Raw genomic sequence first — 18562 nt, 5'->3', positions numbered from 1 at the left:
GATATGAAAAATGTTTATAAGATAATTACAACTGTAGCGATTGCAATTACTGTACTTACTTCTTGTAAAAACAGTACGAAAACCGTCCAATCTGGTCTTGAAAGTTATAAAGGAACAGCAAGTGTATCTCAAGGTCCTGCTGAAGTTTTGACTGAAAACATATTTGAATGCGAACGCGGACGAAAAGCACCTATGGGGAAATCTACTGCAGTAGACGGTAGCATTTGGACTGTACCAGCAGTCGTTAATTTTACAGATAATACATTTCCATTTGCCTCAGATTTGTACAATCCCTGCACAAAGGTTACCTATAAGTCTGCCCAAGAAGCTTTACAAGCTCTCGACGGATCTGATGTAATCGAAGTGGATGATGATGGCGAAATTATTACTGCCTTTGTATTTGCAGATAACTACTTTGAAATGTATATCAACGGCGTTCCGGTTGCAAAAGACAATGTTCCGTTTACAGAATTTAATTCGAATATTGTTCGCTTTAAGGTAAGCAGGCCTTTTACGATTGCAATGAAATTGGTCGATTGGGAAGAAAATAGTGGTCTGGGCTCTGAGAGTAATAGAGGAAAAGCTTTCCATCCCGGAGACGGCGGAATGGTAGCTGTATTTAAAGATGCAAAGAATGAAATAATCGCTACAACCAATTCCGGTTGGAAAGCGCAAACCTTCTATACCGCTCCAATAAAAGATCTTGCTTGTGTTACAGAAAAAGGACCGTTACGTTTAAGTGAAAATTGCAATACAAAAGATTCTGATGATGCCGCTACCTATTACGCATTACATTGGAAAACACCGTCTAACTGGCAAAATGAAGCATTTGACGATAGCGATTGGCCTAATGCAACTGAATTTACAAATGAAACAATTGGGGTAGATAATAAGCCATCCTATACCAATTTTACCGATATTTTTGATAATGCAAATGAGGATGCAAAATTTATTTGGTCAACAAATGTAATTTTAGACAATGAAGTCATCGTTCGCCATACGGTAAAATAAAAAAGACCATTTATAATTAGATCTGAAATATATTAAGGAAACTGCGCTAGTTATTTATTTGATAATATGGGGAATAGCATCTATATAAGATGAAGTCACTTAAAAAATTACAATTGTGAATGAACGATAAAAGAGGCTATGAAGCCTCTTTTTTTATGCTTATTTATTTTGCAGTGTATAGATAAATTCTTTAAATATTAATTATTATAAATTTATAAGTTAACCACTATTTTGTAAGAATAAATTCTATATTTGAATTTTTGAAAAAGCACCTGACTCAGTATTATTTGAACTGATTTTGGAAACTCAATTATCAAAAATTTCGACTCACCAAATAGCCACAAATACCACCTTGGCTTAGCGTTGAAAAATTTGGAAAAGCATAGAAACCGAATGAAAAATAATGCTTTACTGCAACTCATAGTGGGTACAACAATAAATAATTTTAAATTTAAAAAGAATGAAAAGAACTTTCAAAATTTTGTCAATTGCTTTTGCTATTTCAATTACGTTATCATCTTGTTTTACTTACACAAGCGTAGTTGGTAAGGGTGCTCAAGGTAGCACTGAAGTTACAAAATGGAACCATTACGTAATTGGTGGATTAGCACCTGTTGGAGTTTCTGATTCTAACGCAATGGCTGACGGTGCTACTGATTACACAATAGTTACTAAACAAAGTTTTGTAAATGGTTTAATAGCTGCATTAACTTTCAGTATATATACCCCAACTACAACAACTGTTACAAAATAGCAAACCTACGGCGGTTGTAGTAAAATATAGCCGCCTGCTTTTAAAACTAAATGAAAAAAATTATCTTTTACCCCGCTCTAATTGTCCTTTTATTTTTACTCTACATTGTTACCAATATTTTTCTATACCATTTCGAAAATTTGAATAACTATGGTAATGGATTTTTGATTGGAAAATTAGCACTGCTACTTATTTTTGGTATAATAGTATATAAAACCAACCCATTCAACAACAAATAAATTAATTACATATTAGTGCATTAGCATATTAGTTTGTAATCTACCTCAATTTCTTTTTTTTGATCACCATTTACATTGCCAGCAGTTACTCAACTACTCCACCGTTTAAGTTTCGAAATACGTACTTTTGCCTTTTAAAAGTGTTTTCTAATTATGTTTTCTAAAGCAAAATTTAAAGAATGGTTTGATCGCTATAAATATGCAGAGTTGGCTGCAACTAGCACTGCTTTGCTATGCTCACAACTGAGCTACTTTTTTGATGGCATAAGCACAGCCTACTTAATTACTTTGTCCGAATATATTGCTTTTTATGGTGTAATTCTTTTTATGTCATATTATCAATTAAAGAAGAATGCCAAGGCGGCTCAGCAAATTATTGCTAAAGCTGCTGTGGCTAACTTATTTAAAAATTTACTTTTAGAATTTGGCTATCCGGCCTTACTCGATATACTATTTTTTCGCCCGTTTTGTATGTATTGGCTTCCTATACTTACTGGTAATGCGGTACTTGGTATTCTAGCAGGTAAATTGTGTGCTGACATTCTATTTTATTTTTTAACTATTGTAAACTATGAATTGATAGTTTCTAAGAATAAATAATAACAACCAACACCATTTACTCCCAGCTCCCCTGCCCCCGATTGAAGCGGAAAACCCGCAGTAATGTTGACATTGTACTAGTTGCTTGTAAAGAGCGACTCCCGATACTTCGGGAAAAGCTCCTTTACTAACGTACTAGTACAGCCAACACTACGAGGATTTGTAACGGAAAGCGGGATTATGGCCCTAACACAACAAAACTTGCATTTGATTGTAATTATCTACATCATCTAGACAAATTTGTGACCAATTCTATTTGTAAATAGCATAACTAATGAACTTGATACAATAGAACTATTAAAAATTAAATAAATTTTGCTAAGTTTTTGAAAATATTTCGCAATTTGAATTTAAAAAAGCGAACAAACCCTTATTTTTGCGCCATGGGTAGAAAAATTACAGACAAAGTTGTCTTTCATCAGATAAAAGTCCTTGATGCAGGTGCAAAAGGCGTTTCGGTTGCTAAGGCTCCCGATGGTAAGGTCGTATTCATTCCTAATGTAGTGCCTGGGGATGTAGTAGATGTGCAAACATTTAAAAAGCGTAAGGCATATTATGAAGGAAAGGCAGTGAAATTTCACGAATTTTCTGAGCATCGTGTGGAGCCAGTTTGCGAGCACTTTGGTGTTTGTGGCGGTTGCAAATGGCAAAATATGAATTACAACCAACAATTGTTTTACAAACAAAATGAAGTACTTAACCATTTGCAACGCATTGGTAAAGTTGAATTACCTGAATTTGAACCTATATTAGGATCGGAAAAGAAATTCTTTTACCGCAATAAAATGGAGTTTTCGTTCTCTAACAGCCGATGGTTGACTGAGGCTGAAATTGGCAGCACAGAAGATTTAGGAAACAGAAACGCACTTGGATTTCATATCCCGAAAATGTGGGACAAGATTCTAGACATCAACAAATGTCATTTACAGGAAGATCCGTCAAATGCAATACGTAATGAAATTCGCGATTTTGCAAATGCAAATGATTTGACATTCTTTAATCCTAGAGAACATTCTGGATTGTTGCGAACGGTAATGTTGCGTACAGCCTCTACTGGCGAAATTATGTTGTTAATTCAGTTCTTTGAAGATGACAAAGCTAAAAGAGAATTGATCTTGGATCATTTAGATATTACTTTTCCTGAAATCACTTCATTGCTTTATGTGATTAATAATAAAGCAAATGATACTTTGTATGACACCAACGTGCAATTGTACAAAGGTCGTGACTATATTTTGGAAGAAATGGAAGGATTAAAATTTAGTATCAATGCTAAATCATTCTATCAAACTAATTCTGATCAAGCCTATGAATTATACAAAATAACTCGTGACTTTGCAGGATTGACTGGTGAAGAATTGGTATATGACTTGTATACAGGTACTGGAACGATTGCTCAATTTGTTTCGAAAAAAGCAAAGAAAGTAATAGGTGTCGAAAGTGTGCCTGATGCGATCAAGGACGCAAAAGCAAATGCAGTTCGAAATAATATTGACAATTGCGAATTTTTTGTTGGAGACATGAAAGTGGTTTTTAACGATGCTTTTATTGCACAACACGGACAGCCAGATGTTATTATTACAGATCCACCTAGAGATGGTATGCATAAAGATGTAATTGAGCAAATTATGAAAATTGCACCAGCAAAAGTTGTTTATGTAAGTTGTAACTCTGCCACACAAGCACGTGATTTGGCTTTAATGGATGAGAAATACAAGGTAACTCGTGTACGTCCTGTAGATATGTTTCCGCAAACACATCACGTAGAAAACGTTGTCTTACTAGAACTTCGATAAGTTAGATACTAGCAGCAATAATTTGCCGTTTGTTACCTATATAGTTACCGCTTTTAGTTTAAATGCTAAAACGGTAACTAAAATTAAGTCGTAGGGACTTGGAGACAGACACAAATATTCAAAACGAAATGATTATGAAATATATTTTAATAGTACTTCTAGCGATTAGTGCTACTTTCTCTAGTTGTGAAAAGGATGATATTTGTGATGCAAACACTAATACTACTCCTCTTATGATCATTGATTTTTATGATTTTAATGACCCGTCGACTTTAAAATCGGTTACCGATTTGACAATTATCGAAGAAGGCATGACCGAAGGTGTTACTTATAGCAGTAGTACTTTGATTAATGGCAGCACTGTCTCTATCCCATTGAAAACAACGGCCGATAATGTAAAATATAAATTTATTTTGAACTACGAGAACGAAGATCCTTTATTTGTTAATGAGGATGACATCGAGTTTTTCTACGCTCGAACAGAAATTTTTATTTCGAGAGCTTGTGGTTATGCAATCAATTACGAATTAACTCAAACCAATCCATTTGAATTAAGTGATGGTCCTGCGAGTGACCAAAAATGGATTCAAGAAGTAGTGGTATTAAACAGGTCAATAACTAACGAATATGAAACACACATTCAAATCTATCATTAGTATTACGCTAGTTTTTACAATGTTTATAACTCAGGCACAAGAAACGAGTTCCAAAAAACCGATTCCGCAGCCAGTTGAAAAAGGAGAACTATCTAGCCCGCCGCCGGCAACAGTTTTAAAACCTAGCACAATTACCAAGACCGACACAGTAGTACCTATTCCTAAAACTGATCGCTATGGTTTGCGTGTAGGAGTAGATTTATTCAAACTAAGCCGTGGGTTTTATGATAAAGATTACAAAGGAATTGAGCTTGTAGCTGATTACCGTTACAATAAAAAATATTTTTTGGCTGCAGAAATAGGTACCGAAAACAAAACGACAGATGATACTCGCTTGAACTTTACAACCAAGGGATCCTATCTTAAAGCTGGTTTTGATTACAATGCTTATGAAAACTGGTTGAACATGGAAAATATACTTTCTATTGGTTTGAGATATGGTTTTAGCTCTTTTAATCAGAATCTGAATTCCTATAAAATCTATAATACCTCTCAGTATTTTAGCGAGAATGAAACGATCATCACCGATCGTGAATTTAAAGGATTGACCGCTAGTTGGGTTGAAGTAGTGGCAGGGTTAAAAGCTAAAGTTTTTAATAATGTCTTTGTAGGTTTCAGCTTTCGTTTGAATACTTTAATCACCAACAAAAAGCCAGATGACTTTGATAACCTTTACATCCCTGGTTTTAATAGAACCTATGACGGAAGTTTTGGAGTTGGCTTTAACTATACGGTAAGCTATTTTATACCGCTTTACAAGAAAACGGTTATTCCAACCAAGAAGCCAGCCCTTCAAGGGAAAAAGCCAATGCCGCCGAATAACGGAAGGTAATAATATATTTAAAGTTGCATTGGTATACAATACAGCCGCTTTTACTGTTTAATCGATTAGTTAAATTTGACCTCCATAAAAAAACCGTTAGTAGAAAATGATCTACTAACGTTTTTTTTGTGCTTTATAAAATCCTGTATATCGATATGCATGATAGGGTTTAAGTGAGCTATTTATTCTTCGACTTTCTTTATTACTTTTCTCGCTACCTCAATTTTAAACTTCTTTCCTTTCATTTTCTCATCACGTATCAAACGAAGCAACTCATTTACTTTCCCGAATTTAACGGCTGCAAAAGAGATAAAGTCTTTTACTTCTATCAATCCTAAGTCTCCTTTTTCTAATTTTCCCTTTTGAGAAAAGAAACCTACGATATCAATTTTATTTAACTTGTTCTTCTTACCTCCACTGATGTAAATTGTTTGGTACAAAGGTGGTTTAGGAATACTACTAGCTTGCGCTACTTCTAAAACTGGCATCGAGTAATCAATGTAATCCATTTTCTTCTCACTGTCATTTGCAACGATATATGCCGTTCCTGTAGCATGCATACGTGCAGTACGACCGTTACGATGCGTGAATTCATCCCCTTTTGATGGTAAATGATAATGTATTACGTGATTCATCTCTGGAATATCTAATCCACGAGCTGCTAAATCAGTGGTAATCAAATAACTCATACTTCCGTTACGGAACTGCGTTAAAGAACGTTCTCTTTCGTCTTGATCCATTCCACCATGATAATAAGTGGCATAGATACCTTTCTCATTTAAAGTATCACTGATGCGTTCAGCCGCATCGCGATGATTACAAAATACAATTGCTGATTCTGATTTTAAAGAACAAATCAAATTAAACAAGGTATTGATTTTGTCTCTTTCTTTAGAAATGACCATTCTCATTTCTAAGTTGTTCTCTACTCCTTCTTCCTCTTCTGGAATAAAATCTAGAATCGTTGGATTGACTACACGTGTGTACTTTGGAATTTCAATATCTGAAGTCGCAGATACCAATACTCTTTTATTTAATTTAGGTAACTTACCGATAATAAAAGACATTTGCTCATGAAATCCCAGTTGCAGCGATTTATCAAATTCGTCCAATATCAAAGTTTGTACTTTATCTAAGCGAAATGTTCCGCGTTCTATGTGATCTGCAATCCTACCGGGTGTTCCTATTAAAACAGCTGGCGGATTACTTAAGTTTTTTATCTCCGTTTCTATTGAGTGTCCCCCGTAACAAACATTTACTTTGTAATCTGTTCCCATTTTTTTCCAAACTTGCTCGATTTGCAAACCCAATTCACGAGAAGGAACTAATATTAAACATTGTACAGACAAAAATTCGGGTTGCAACAATTCTAAAATTGGCAATAAAAAAGCAAGTGTTTTTCCTGATCCAGTTGGTGACAAAAGCAAGACATTACTATCGTGCAAAATAGCATCTTGCGCCATTTCTTGCATTTCGTTCAATTGGCTTATGCCTAAATTCTTAAGTATATTTTGAGGAAGGTGTTTTGAGTTCATTTCTATAATTTGTGCAAAGGTAGTCAAAAATGTCGGCAAGGAGAATCCCATCAATAAAAACCATGGCCACATCATTCAAAATAGGCCTTAATTGAATCGCAAATGCGTACTTTACAAATTATATATAAATAATTTCGACCTCAGACTAGCTGTTCGTAACAATATTAATCGTTATATTTAGATCTATATTGAAAAATAAAAGAAATGAAAAGCCTAAAAATCGGACTAGGAACAGCGGCAATTGGCCGTCCCCATTATATCAATATTAGAGATACAACTAGTGAAGCTTTTGATTTGAAGTCTTTTAAAAAGAAAGCTTTTCAAGTTTTGAATGCGGCTTATAAAAAAGGAGTGCGCTATTACGATACGGCTCCTGGTTATGGGATAGCCGAACAGATTGTAAGCGAATGGCTAAAAACAAAAGAGGATGATACGATTGAAGTCGCTACCAAATGGGGCTATGTTTATACTGCCAATTTTGAACTCGATGCCAACATACACGAACTGAAAGATCATAGCGTTGACCAACTCATTAAGCAGTGGGAAGATTCCAAAATTTTATTCCCAAATCTTACGACACTGCAGATTCATTCGGCAACTTTTGAATCGGGTGTACTCGAAGACGAAGCAGTTTTGCAAAAGATGGCACAACTTAAACTAAAACAAAACATCCATATCGGCTTAAGTGTTTCAGGAGACAATCAAGTAGCCATATTAAAAAGAGCACTAGAAATTGAATATAATAACAAACCCTTGTTTGAAGTTTTTCAAGTTACTTACAACATTTTAGACCAAAGTCTATTGGAAATTATTGATACAATTAAGAAAAATCAAAATCGTGTTATTATTAAGGAGGCATTGGCAAATGGTAGACTACTTCCGAACGCTAATTATCCCCACTACTATAAAATGTACACTACGCTAGAAGCACTTGCCAAAAAATATGAAGTTGGTGTTGATGCGATAGCATTGCGCTTTTGTATCCAATCAGTCGATCCCTTTATCGTACTTAGTGGTGCATCAAGTGTGCAACATGTAAAAGACAATAATAAAGCCAATAACTTTGAATTATCTCAGGAAGATCTTGAAACACTTTACACGTTTAAAGTCAAACCTTCAAAATACTGGTCAGAAAGAAAACAATTGCAGTGGAATTAAAAAGTAATTCCTTAAAATAAATAGTTTAAATTGGTTCGATTTCGACTTTTATTACATTATTCGAAAAATAAAAACTACGTATTTCCTTTTAATCGAAAGGGAAGTACGTATTTTTTTTGGACTAAATTTTCATAAAAACAAAACGCTCTTAATACGGAAAAGCATTAAATAAGCTTAAAATTTAGTTCAAACGCGCTCATAATACTCTAATTATCGGTAGTTAAAGCTTTAAATAATAGTAAAAATGCATTTTACAATCTCTTTATTAGCGAATTCTGAATAAATAACACAAATACGCAATACTAGTATTTTAATTAAGTATAACTACGTATATTTGCTACGTAATACTTAATAATGATATTATGATGAAAATAATAGTAGTAGGAAACGGAATGGTAGGATACAAATTTTGCGAAAAATTTATATCTAAAAATGGACATGAAAAATATCAAATTACCGTATTCGGTGAAGAACCTAGACGTGCGTACGACCGTGTTCATCTAAGTGAATATTTTGCAGGAAAAACAGCTGATGATTTATCGATGTCTACTGCAAATTGGTACGAAGAAAATAATATCATACTTAACACTTCAGAATTAATAACAGATATTCACAGGGAAGATAAAACCATCACTACTCATTTAGAAAAAACACATTTTTATGACTATCTAGTTCTTGCTACCGGTTCCTCTGCTTTTGTACCCCCTATTCAAGGAGTAGAAAAAGAAGGAGTATTTGTTTATAGAACAATTGAAGATCTTGATGCAATAATGACATATGCAAAAAAGATAAAACAAAAAGGAGCTACAGAAGCTGCTGTACTTGGTGGTGGACTATTAGGTCTAGAAGCTGCCAAAGCAGTTCGCGATTTGGGATTAAATCCTCATGTAGTTGAATTTGCACCCCGTTTAATGCCAAGGCAATTAGACAAAGGAGCCAGCGACATGCTACAGTCAAAAATAGAAGAATTAAATATAAAAATACATTTACAAAAATCGACTCAATTTATCGATGGTACCGATTGTATCACCGGGATGATGTTCGAAAAAGAAGAACTGTTAAAAGTAGACATGCTGGTAATCTCAGCTGGTATCAAGCCTAGAGATGAACTAGGAAGAGGCGCAGGTCTAGAAGTAGGTACTCGTGGCGGAATAGTTGTTGACAACAAGATGCTTACCTCAGACAGCAGTATTTATGCTATTGGGGAAGTCGCTTTGTACAACCAAATGATTTACGGTTTGGTAGCTCCTGGATATGAAATGGCTGAAGTTGTAGCGGATCAGATTTTAGGATCTGAGAAAGTCATGAGAGAAACTATTGATATGTCTACGCAATTAAAATTAATTGGTGTAGAAGTCGCTAGTTTTGGAGATCCCTTTATTGAGCACCAAGACGGAATTCCAATTGTTTATGAAAATAAGTTTAACGGTATATATAAAAGAATCAATGTTTCTCATGACGGTAAATTACTATTAGGTGGAATTTTGGTAGGTGATTCTAGTGATTACAATACTTTATTTCAGATTTACAGCAACGGAATGAAACTTCCTGATAACCCTGAAGATTTGATTTTAGGATCTCGAGGTGGAGAAAGTTCTACGATGGGTAGCGCAATGGACTTACCGGATACTGCTGTAATTTGTTCTTGCGAAAATGTTACCAAAGGTGCAATCTGCTGTTCTATTACTGACGGAAGTTGCGAAACTTTGGGAGATGTTATCAAGGCGACCAAAGCTACTTCTGGTTGTGGTGGTTGCAAACCTATGGTTGTCGATTTGGTCAAAGAAACTCAAAAATCACTTGGTAAAGAAGTAAAAGATGTCGTTTGCGAACATTTTGCTTACAGCCGACAAGAGTTATTCGATATTGTAAAAATCAACAAGTTTACCAATCATAATGAAGTATTAGGAACAGTAGGGAAAGGTGATGGTTGCGAAGTTTGCCGTCCTGTATTATCATCTATTTTTTCTAGTATTTACAATGATACTGCCAACAAACATATTACCTCTCAAGATACAAATGACCGATTTTTGGCCAATATTCAACGTAACGGAACCTATTCTGTAGTTCCACGAATGGCTGGTGGTGAAGTCACTGCAGAGAAACTGATTGTAATTGGTGAAGTCGCAAAAGAATACAATTTGTATACCAAAATTACAGGAGCACAACGTGTAGATTTATTTGGTGCTGAACTTAATGATCTACCTGCAATTTGGAAAAAATTAATTGATAATGGTTTCGAAAGCGGACATGCGTACGGAAAATCATTAAGAGCTGTTAAAAGCTGTGTGGGGAATGCTTGGTGTCGCTATGGTATGGATGACAGTACGACATTTGCAATCGAACTAGAAAATCGTTACAGAGGAATACGTTCTCCTCATAAATTAAAAGGTGGTGTATCTGCTTGTATTAGAGAATGTGCCGAAGCTAGAGGAAAAGATTTTGGTGTAATCGCTGTCGAAGGTGGATGGAATTTATACATCTGCGGAAACGGGGGAGCAAATCCAAAACATGCCGTTCTTTTGGCAGAACAAATCGACAAAGAAACTGTTTTCAAATATATGGATCGTTTTTTAATGTTCTACATCCGTACAGCAGGACCTTTGGTTCGAACTGCGACATGGCTGGACAAACTAGAAGGGGGACTTGATTATCTGAAAAAAGTAGTTATAGAAGACAGTTTAGGAATCAACGAAACACTTGAAAATGAAATGCAAACATTAGTAGATACTTTTGAATGCGAATGGAAACAAGCTATCGAAGACCCGGAAATGATGAAACGTTTTAGTCATTTCTCAAACTCTGAAGATCGTGACGATACTATTGAATACGTTGTTTTAAGAGATCAAAAAATGCCTAAAGCTTGGTAATGTAGCAAATCCCAATATTAGAAATAGTTTGACAACGGTCTACTCCTATTCTATCCGATTTTCAAATATTTTAGAAAAAAAATACCGACGATAGTTCAAAAAAGTTTTCTAGCATCATCTAAATGATAGCAAGAAATCTTAAAACTCATATAAAAAAATACAACAGCATGGAAGAAATACTAAACCAATACGAAACAGTAGCTTTAGACGATGTCAAATTTTGGTTCAAAGCTGGAAAAATAAGTGATTTCCCAACAGATGGTGGAAGTTGCATAAAATACAAGGGAAAACAAATTGCTATTATAAATTTCGAAAGAAGAAATGAATGGTACGCTTGTCAAAATGTATGTCCTCACAAGATGGAAATGGTACTATCTAGGGGAATGATTGGTTCTAGCGACAACACTCCTAAAATTGCTTGTCCATTGCATAAAAACAACTTTTCGCTAGTAGACGGTTCAAACTTGAGCGGAAACGATTATTCGATTGCTACTTATCCCGTGAAAATTGTTGAAGGGGAAGTATTGATTGGGTTTATCGATTAAATATGTATCTTTGAAGTATCATAAAAATACTCCAAATGACAACACCCTTCCAACAAGCAAGCCAGTGGATCGATGCTGAAAATGCACAAGATCCTAACATAGAAATACACGAATCCATAAGTTTTCCAAAAGAACTATTATACTCTAATAGAATGTTTGCAAGACTTATGGATTTTTGCCCTTCTGCCTCTGAAGAAGTTCAAATAGCCTCCAAAGCGCAACATATTTGTCGTTGGAAGATAGCTCGTGATTCTTACCCAATGGATCGTGTGGGTTACTTAAAATGGAGAGAAGATTTAAAAAAATTCCATGCTCAAACTACTGCTGAAATTCTTAAAAAAGCAGGTTATGATGACGAGTTCATTGCTAGAGTCACTTTCTTAATAGAAAAAAAATTACTTAAAAAGGATGCTGAAACACAATTACTTGAAGATGTAATTTGCTTGGTGTTTTTGGAGTTTTATTTAGAACCCTTTGTAGCCAAACACGATAAGGAAAAATTAAAAAATATTATTCTAAAAACGTGGAATAAAATGTCGGAAGAGGGACATGCTGCCGCATTAAAGATTGATTATACGAGTGATAATTTCGCATTGATCAAAGAGGCTCTAGGACTATAAGCTTATGAAGAAAAGTCAATCTGAATCTACAAAAAGCATTAATTTTAAAAAATTAAAGCAACGCTACATTTTTGCCTTAATAACGATTGCCATAACGGTAATGTTGAGTCAGTTATTGATTCAGTACAACATTAATACGCAATTGGATGACTCCCGATTAATCAATATTTCGGGTAGACAAAGAATGCTAAGCCAAAAATTAGTAAAAGAGATTCTGATACTTCACGCAGTTAGTGATTCTGTCAATACGCAAGAGCAAGTTGACAACATTAATCAAACACTATCCCTTTGGAAGTCCACTCAAATAGGGCTGTATTATGGTAACGATAGTTTGCAGTTGCCTAAAACACATAGTCCTAAAATGACGGATTTATATAAAATTATAAATCCCAATTTTAAAAGTATCATACAAAATACAGAACGGATACTCGAAAACAGAAGGTCGGGAAAGAGTGCTGACGACAATCAAACTTTAATAAAAACGGTTCTAGACAATCAGGTAGTTTTTTTAAAGAAAATGAACCAGATCGTAGGGCAGTATGAGCGCGAAGCTTTTCACAAAGTAACTTTACAGCGCAATACAGAGTACGGTATTTTGGGGTTCACCTTAATGGTTTTGTTACTCGAATTTCATTTCATATTTAAGCCAACCAACAAAAATATCGAAGAGCTTATTTCGAAATTACTAACCTCTGAAAAAAAAGCAATCAAGCTTGCTTACAATACCGAAATATTAAGCGAATCAAAAGAGAATTCAGTAAAAGAATTGAAGTCACTTAATTACGCCATGGAAAATACTTTGTTGTATTGCCGCGTAGCCAACGACGGCACCATTATACACATTGGCGAAAAATTTGCAAAACTCATCAATTATACTGCCTTTCAAATCGAAAAGAAATTTTCTGAAGTGTTAACTCCTGTTGAAAAGGAACAGCTGTTTCTGAATAAAATTATTACCGAAAAGCAAAAAAGCGGTTGGAACGGCGAAATTAACTTGACCAATCACAGTAATGAATCGGTTTGGCTTGATTTATCCATTATTCCGGTTACCATTCGAAAACAAGAATCGGAGTTGTTGATTATCTGTTTTGACATCACTGTTAGAAAGAATGCAGAGCAAGAAGTAGAACGCTTGAATGCCGAAAACATTGCGGAAAAAATCAATCAGCAGAAAATTATTTCGAGTAGAATTGTCGAAAATCAAGAAAACGAACAAAATCGCATTGCGCGCGAAATTCACGACGGTATTGGTCAAATGTTAACTGGTTTAAAGTTCAGTCTCGAAAGTATTAATCTAGACGATAGGGAGAAATCGGCTCAGAAAATTGAATACTTAAAAAAGCTATCCCTCGACATTATTAAAGGAGTTCGAACGGCAACTTTCAACTTAATGCCTCCCGAATTAAGCGACCACGGTATTGTACCTTCTCTTGCTAAATTAACATTGGAACTTTCTAAATTGACAGGAAAAAATATCCTTTTTTATAATAAAAGTGACTTTGACCAACGTTTAGATTCCTTGATCGAAATTAATTTGTACCGTCTTACTCAAGAAGCAATTAACAATGCCATAAAATATGCAGATTCATCGCATATTATAGTACAATTATCACACAGTAGTAATTTACTAAGTATCACAATCGATGACAATGGTAACGGTTTTGACCTAAGTACTGTTGATCAAAAGAAAACAAGTGAGTCTGGGATGGGATTATTATTTATGAAAGAGAGAATACAGTACATCAATGGAAGAGTGTTTTTTAACTCAATTATTGGTGAAGGAACCCGTATCACTTTTAATATCCCTATTTAATTGTGGTATTCTAATAACTTATGAATATCGATAACCGTTTTCTATTACTTCGCTTTATCTTATTCTAAAAAGTAAAAAATTTTGAACTACTCCCTTATAAATGGTAGGTTCACTGTAAGCAAATCATGAATCAATGTGTTACTTTTCTACAAGTATTATCAATAATTACGTATATTGCGACTTATTTTAGTGTTTACTACGTAACACTTTCTATTTTAAACTTAAGTACATTATGAGTGATATTATACGAGTAGTTCTGGCAGACGACCATGTTTTTGTGCGTGATGGAGTAAAATCCTTGTTAGAATCAGAACAAAATATAATAGTAGTAGGTGAAGCAACCGATGGTCTTGAAGCACTTACTGTTGTGGAAGAGACTAAACCCGATTTATTAATTATCGATATTCGAATGCCCAATATGACTGGTATAGAAGCCGTAGACAAACTACGTAAGGCAGGTAATCAAGTCAAAACAATAGTCCTTTCTATGCACGATTCTGAAGAATATGTATTGAAGGCAATTAATGCAGGAGCTGACGGGTACTTACTAAAAGGATCAAGTAAAGAAGAATTTTTGAAAGCATTGCACACTGTAAGTAACGGTGGTAAATATTTTACCGGTGATATATCGTCGATACTGATCAATCAGTTATCTAATGGTGGGACTATCGAACAGAAAAATCCTTTGGCAGAGGAGTTGACAATTACCAAAAGAGAAAAAGAAATATTAAAGTTGCTACTATCTGGTAAAGGGAACAAGGAAATCGCAGAGGTACTAGAGATATCGAAACGTACTGCAGAAGTGCACCGTTTCAACTTAATGAAAAAATTAAAGGTTAAAAATTTAATGGAATTATCCAACAAAGCTACAGAATACTCTTTACTTTAAATAATTCTCTTTCAATACTATATACTATCCGTCATTTTAAAATTGAACTAATTTTCGATTTTGAAATGACGGATTTTTTATTTTATAACTCAACTTTATTCAGTAAAGTTAAAACAGTAGAATTCCTTGTGTAATTTTACATTTTCCATCCACTACTAGTTTGCGCTACTTTTTTATATCTAATCCGGTAATTTTTAGCTTAAATAAAGCCTTTTAACTTCCTTCTGCAAACTATCAATCCTGTTTCTACCTAATTTACTGCAGTAATTGCAAAATATGGCTGCATTATTATCAAAACTTCAAAAAGCACAACCGTCTACGTACTTATACGTAAAAATACGTATTAATTAATAGTAATCTGCGTTTTAGCAGGTTTTAACTAGTGTTTACTACTTATCTTTGATGAAAAATATAAGTACATATGGAAAATAAAACCTCTCTATCAAAATCGCATCGAATGTTATTCCTTAATACACTTGCATTCACTATATGTTTTGCTTGCTGGACATTAAATGGTGTATTAGTAACCTTCTTAGTAGACAAAGGTATTTTTAATTGGAGTGTAGTCCAAGTCGGATGGTTATTGGGAATACCAATTTTAACCGGTTCTATTATGCGTTTACCAATTGGAATACTAACCGATATATATGGCGGGAAATATGTTTTCGCTTCCTTACTTCTCTTGTGCTCTATACCCCTTTTTCTATTACCATTGGCCGATAGCTTTTTCATGTTTGCTATTTTAAGCTTTTTGTTTGGACTAGTGGGAACCAGCTTTGCTGTTGGAATTGGATACACTTCTATATTTTATCCAAAAGAATGGCAAGGTAGAGCATTAGGGATTTTTGGTATGGGGAATGCAGGTGCTGCTATTACTACATTTGTAGCACCATCTTTATTAAATCAATTCTCAATTGCCGATCCTACAAATGGATGGAAAATGTTACCTATAGTATATGGTGCTGTTTTACTAATTATTGGACTACTATTCTTGTTTTTTGCTGAGAATAAAAAATTAGAAAAATCAAACCGCACAGTCCCTCAAATGCTTACCACTTTAAAAAGTCCTAGAGTTTGGAGATTTGGAGCCTACTACTTCTTAGTATTTGGATGTTTTGTAGCATACTCACAATGGTTACTGCCCAATTTTATGAATGTCTATTCTACAAGTCTGGTTATGGGAGGTATGTTTGCTACCATGTTTAGTTTACCATCAGGAGTAATACGCGCTTTTGGAGGATACTTATCTGATAAATTTGGAGCTCGAACTGTTATGTACTGGGTACTAATATCTTCTGTAATACTTAGTGGTTTATTAATGATTCCTAAAATGGAAATCACCACTGCAGGACCAGGAGTCATGGCGGGTAAACAGGGTACGGTGACGGCAATTTCTCCTGAAAGTATTAAGATTGATGACAAAGAATATGTGATTGATTCGAAACCAGAAAAATTAGAAGAAGGAAATATTTTTCCAACCAAATCATCTTGGCAGAAAATTATTGTGGAGCAAAATCAAACGGTAAACAAAAAGGAATTGATTGCTAAAGGGGTAACTCGTATCAACTTTGATGCTAATATGTGGGTGTTTCTTGTTTTGGTTATTTTAATTGGTGTTTCTTGGGGTATTGGTAAAGCAGCAGTTTACAAACACATACCCGAATATTTTCCTAACGAAATAGGGGTTGTTGGTGGTATGGTCGGTTTGTTAGGAGGCTTGGGTGGATTCTTTTGTCCGATTATCTTTAGTTACCTATTAACTGTAACAGGGATATGGTCAAGCTCATGGATTTTTGTAATGTTGTTCTCTGCTATCTGTCTAATCTGGATGCATATAACAATCACCAAAATGATGAATGAAAACCAACCCGGAATTGCCAAGCAGATCGATAGAAAGAACGAATAATTTAATTTAGCATAATAATTATGGAGGCTGGCAGGATTACATTTCTGCCAGCTTTTTTATATTCATATTATAAACTTTTTTAGCGCTTTTGTATTCGAAAATGATAAGAAATAGATCTTATATCTAATTATTTCAAACTATCAATTTTACATGCTAATTATCAATCTACTAAAATTAAGCAATCTATTTTGACAGATAGCCAAAAATAGAAAGGATAATTACCTGATATTCAAAACGACTTTTAAAAAAGAATCTATTGATTACATCTTAAGTACAACTACTTAATTTTAATTAAATTTGTTATAGAACCATGCCTAACTTCAAAAATTATCACGCAATGAAACGATTAAATGCTGACTGTGCTACTTGTGAAAATTCTAGTTGTTTTATTAAAAAACATTTACACCTAGAAAAGATGCAAGATTTTGTATTGCAAAAAAACACCTTTGCATGTAAGAAAGGACAGCAGTTTATGATTGAAGGCGCTCCTATTCAGGGTTTGTATTTCCTCTATAAAGGAAAAGTAAAAATCTTGAAGACAGGTATTTATGGCAAAGAGCAAATTGTGAGACTAGCAGTAGAAGGTGATACAGTAGGCTTTAGAGGTTTTGGAACACGAAATCGCTATTTAATTGGTGCAGCCGCTATTGAGGACAGTCTTCTTTGCAATTTTAGCAACGACATCATGCAGGAAATATTAAAGACGATTCCGGAATTCACTTACGACATGATGCTTTTTTATGCAGAAGAATTAAATAAGAGCGAAAACAAAGTTAAGAAGATAGCACAAATGAACGTTCGAGAAAGGGTAATCGACACCTTACTACATCTGTTCAAAAAATTTGGACATACTAACAACCTCATCAATGTTAGTTTATCCCGTAAAGAAATAGCGGACTTTGCTGGAACTACAGACGAACAAGTTACTCGAATTTTTTCGAGCTTAAAAAAAGAATCCTTGATCAATACGGTTGGGAAAAAAATCTGTATCACTCAGATTAATAAACTCCAAGTAGAAATTATGGAGCACAAGCACTTTTAAAACAATTCCATACTTACTTACTATAGTCCATCCTTTGATGGGCTATTTTTTTTGCCAAAAAATTAAAAATTCATCTACTTACGTACAACTACTTGAATTTTAATGGTGAAACTTCTCAATAATTAATTACTTAAATGATTAATAAATAGTGCTTTAAATCAAAAACCTGCTTTTTAGCCTATTTTATATTGTGCTTTACAACATATAAAGCTGTAAAAAAGACTTTTATTAATTGCATTTTACAATACGTATAAGTATAAATACGTACGTATGTTTGTAAAAACAAATAAGTAAATCAAACATCA

At 34.3% G+C, this 18562-nt stretch carries 15 protein-coding genes; 14 read left to right on the top strand and 1 reads right to left on the bottom strand.

The window, feature by feature from the left end; genetic code table 11:
* Positions 1-3 precede the first annotated feature (3 nt).
* The 6 genes from LXH21_RS13355 to LXH21_RS13330 all read left to right on the top strand — a co-directional run bounded on the left by LXH21_RS13355 (position 4) and on the right by LXH21_RS13330 (position 5888).
* On the top strand, positions 4-1011 hold the full coding sequence (locus LXH21_RS13355; RefSeq protein WP_239866713.1) for a hypothetical protein: 1008 nt from the start codon (positions 4-6) through the stop codon (positions 1009-1011).
* Positions 1012-1471: 460 nt separating this feature from the next.
* Positions 1472-1765 (top strand): Bor family protein, encoded by a 294-nt coding sequence (locus LXH21_RS13350; RefSeq protein ID WP_239866711.1) that lies wholly within the window; start codon positions 1472-1474, stop codon positions 1763-1765.
* A gap of 392 nt (positions 1766-2157) precedes the next feature.
* Positions 2158-2604 (top strand): hypothetical protein, encoded by a 447-nt coding sequence (locus LXH21_RS13345; protein ID WP_239866709.1) that lies wholly within the window; start codon positions 2158-2160, stop codon positions 2602-2604.
* A 383-nt stretch (positions 2605-2987) separates the two neighbouring features.
* Positions 2988-4400, top strand: a complete 1413-nt coding sequence (rlmD, locus tag LXH21_RS13340; protein ID WP_239866700.1) for a 23S rRNA (uracil(1939)-C(5))-methyltransferase RlmD — start codon at positions 2988-2990, stop codon at positions 4398-4400.
* Between the two features lie 134 nt (positions 4401-4534).
* Positions 4535-5056, top strand: a complete 522-nt coding sequence (locus tag LXH21_RS13335; RefSeq protein WP_239866698.1) for a DUF6452 family protein — start codon at positions 4535-4537, stop codon at positions 5054-5056.
* Positions 5028-5888, top strand: a complete 861-nt coding sequence (locus LXH21_RS13330; protein ID WP_239866696.1) for a DUF6048 family protein — start codon at positions 5028-5030, stop codon at positions 5886-5888. The genes LXH21_RS13335 and LXH21_RS13330 overlap by 29 nt, the downstream gene beginning before the upstream one ends.
* 173 nt (positions 5889-6061) lie before the next feature.
* Here the strand turns inward: LXH21_RS13330 and LXH21_RS13325 are convergent, their stop codons facing one another.
* The gene (locus tag LXH21_RS13325; RefSeq protein WP_239866694.1) at positions 6062-7414 is read right to left on the bottom strand and encodes a DEAD/DEAH box helicase; all 1353 of its coding nucleotides are present in this window, start codon (positions 7412-7414) and stop codon (positions 6062-6064) included.
* A 204-nt stretch (positions 7415-7618) separates the two neighbouring features.
* On the opposite strand from LXH21_RS13325, the gene LXH21_RS13320 reads away from it, so the two are divergent.
* The 8 genes from LXH21_RS13320 to LXH21_RS13285 all read left to right on the top strand — a co-directional run bounded on the left by LXH21_RS13320 (position 7619) and on the right by LXH21_RS13285 (position 18257).
* Entirely contained in the window at positions 7619-8572 is a 954-nt protein-coding gene (locus LXH21_RS13320; protein ID WP_239866693.1) for an aldo/keto reductase, read from the top strand.
* A 362-nt stretch (positions 8573-8934) separates the two neighbouring features.
* Complete coding sequence (gene nirB, locus LXH21_RS13315; RefSeq protein ID WP_239866690.1) at positions 8935-11442, top strand: nitrite reductase large subunit NirB; 2508 nt, start codon at positions 8935-8937, stop codon at positions 11440-11442.
* 167 nt (positions 11443-11609) lie between these two features.
* On the top strand, positions 11610-11987 hold the full coding sequence (gene nirD, locus LXH21_RS13310; RefSeq protein WP_239866688.1) for a nitrite reductase small subunit NirD: 378 nt from the start codon (positions 11610-11612) through the stop codon (positions 11985-11987).
* A 35-nt stretch (positions 11988-12022) separates the two neighbouring features.
* Complete coding sequence (locus LXH21_RS13305) at positions 12023-12607, top strand: DUF4202 domain-containing protein (RefSeq protein ID WP_239866687.1); 585 nt, start codon at positions 12023-12025, stop codon at positions 12605-12607.
* 4 nt (positions 12608-12611) lie between these two features.
* Complete coding sequence (locus LXH21_RS13300; protein WP_239866685.1) at positions 12612-14420, top strand: sensor histidine kinase; 1809 nt, start codon at positions 12612-12614, stop codon at positions 14418-14420.
* A 232-nt stretch (positions 14421-14652) separates the two neighbouring features.
* The gene (locus LXH21_RS13295) at positions 14653-15309 is read left to right on the top strand and encodes a response regulator transcription factor (protein ID WP_239866683.1); all 657 of its coding nucleotides are present in this window, start codon (positions 14653-14655) and stop codon (positions 15307-15309) included.
* A gap of 421 nt (positions 15310-15730) precedes the next feature.
* A complete protein-coding gene (locus LXH21_RS13290; protein WP_239866681.1) occupies positions 15731-17215 on the top strand; it encodes an MFS transporter in 1485 nt (494 codons plus the stop codon).
* A gap of 337 nt (positions 17216-17552) precedes the next feature.
* Positions 17553-18257: a Crp/Fnr family transcriptional regulator gene (locus LXH21_RS13285; protein ID WP_239866679.1), complete on the top strand. Its 705-nt coding sequence runs from the start codon at positions 17553-17555 to the stop codon at positions 18255-18257.
* Positions 18258-18562: the final 305 nt, after the last annotated feature.

It is taken from the genome of Flavobacterium algicola (assembly GCF_022399565.1).
GTDB lineage: Bacteria > Bacteroidota > Bacteroidia > Flavobacteriales > Flavobacteriaceae > Flavobacterium > Flavobacterium algicola.
This window is presented reverse-complemented; position numbering and strand designations above follow the sequence as displayed.

Coding starts and splice junctions, on each gene's coding strand:
- LXH21_RS13325 (WP_239866694.1), bottom strand. CDS start 7,414: ATGAACTCAAAACACCTTCCTCAAAATATACTTAAGAATTTAGGCATA.
- rlmD (WP_239866700.1), top strand. CDS start 2,988: ATGGGTAGAAAAATTACAGACAAAGTTGTCTTTCATCAGATAAAAGTC.
- LXH21_RS13345 (WP_239866709.1), top strand. CDS start 2,158: ATGTTTTCTAAAGCAAAATTTAAAGAATGGTTTGATCGCTATAAATAT.
- LXH21_RS13320 (WP_239866693.1), top strand. CDS start 7,619: ATGAAAAGCCTAAAAATCGGACTAGGAACAGCGGCAATTGGCCGTCCC.
- LXH21_RS13285 (WP_239866679.1), top strand. CDS start 17,553: ATGAAACGATTAAATGCTGACTGTGCTACTTGTGAAAATTCTAGTTGT.
- LXH21_RS13290 (WP_239866681.1), top strand. CDS start 15,731: ATGGAAAATAAAACCTCTCTATCAAAATCGCATCGAATGTTATTCCTT.
- nirD (WP_239866688.1), top strand. CDS start 11,610: ATGGAAGAAATACTAAACCAATACGAAACAGTAGCTTTAGACGATGTC.
- LXH21_RS13305 (WP_239866687.1), top strand. CDS start 12,023: ATGACAACACCCTTCCAACAAGCAAGCCAGTGGATCGATGCTGAAAAT.
- LXH21_RS13295 (WP_239866683.1), top strand. CDS start 14,653: ATGAGTGATATTATACGAGTAGTTCTGGCAGACGACCATGTTTTTGTG.
- LXH21_RS13350 (WP_239866711.1), top strand. CDS start 1,472: ATGAAAAGAACTTTCAAAATTTTGTCAATTGCTTTTGCTATTTCAATT.
- LXH21_RS13330 (WP_239866696.1), top strand. CDS start 5,028: ATGAAACACACATTCAAATCTATCATTAGTATTACGCTAGTTTTTACA.
- LXH21_RS13335 (WP_239866698.1), top strand. CDS start 4,535: ATGAAATATATTTTAATAGTACTTCTAGCGATTAGTGCTACTTTCTCT.
- LXH21_RS13355 (WP_239866713.1), top strand. CDS start 4: ATGAAAAATGTTTATAAGATAATTACAACTGTAGCGATTGCAATTACT.
- LXH21_RS13300 (WP_239866685.1), top strand. CDS start 12,612: ATGAAGAAAAGTCAATCTGAATCTACAAAAAGCATTAATTTTAAAAAA.
- nirB (WP_239866690.1), top strand. CDS start 8,935: ATGATGAAAATAATAGTAGTAGGAAACGGAATGGTAGGATACAAATTT.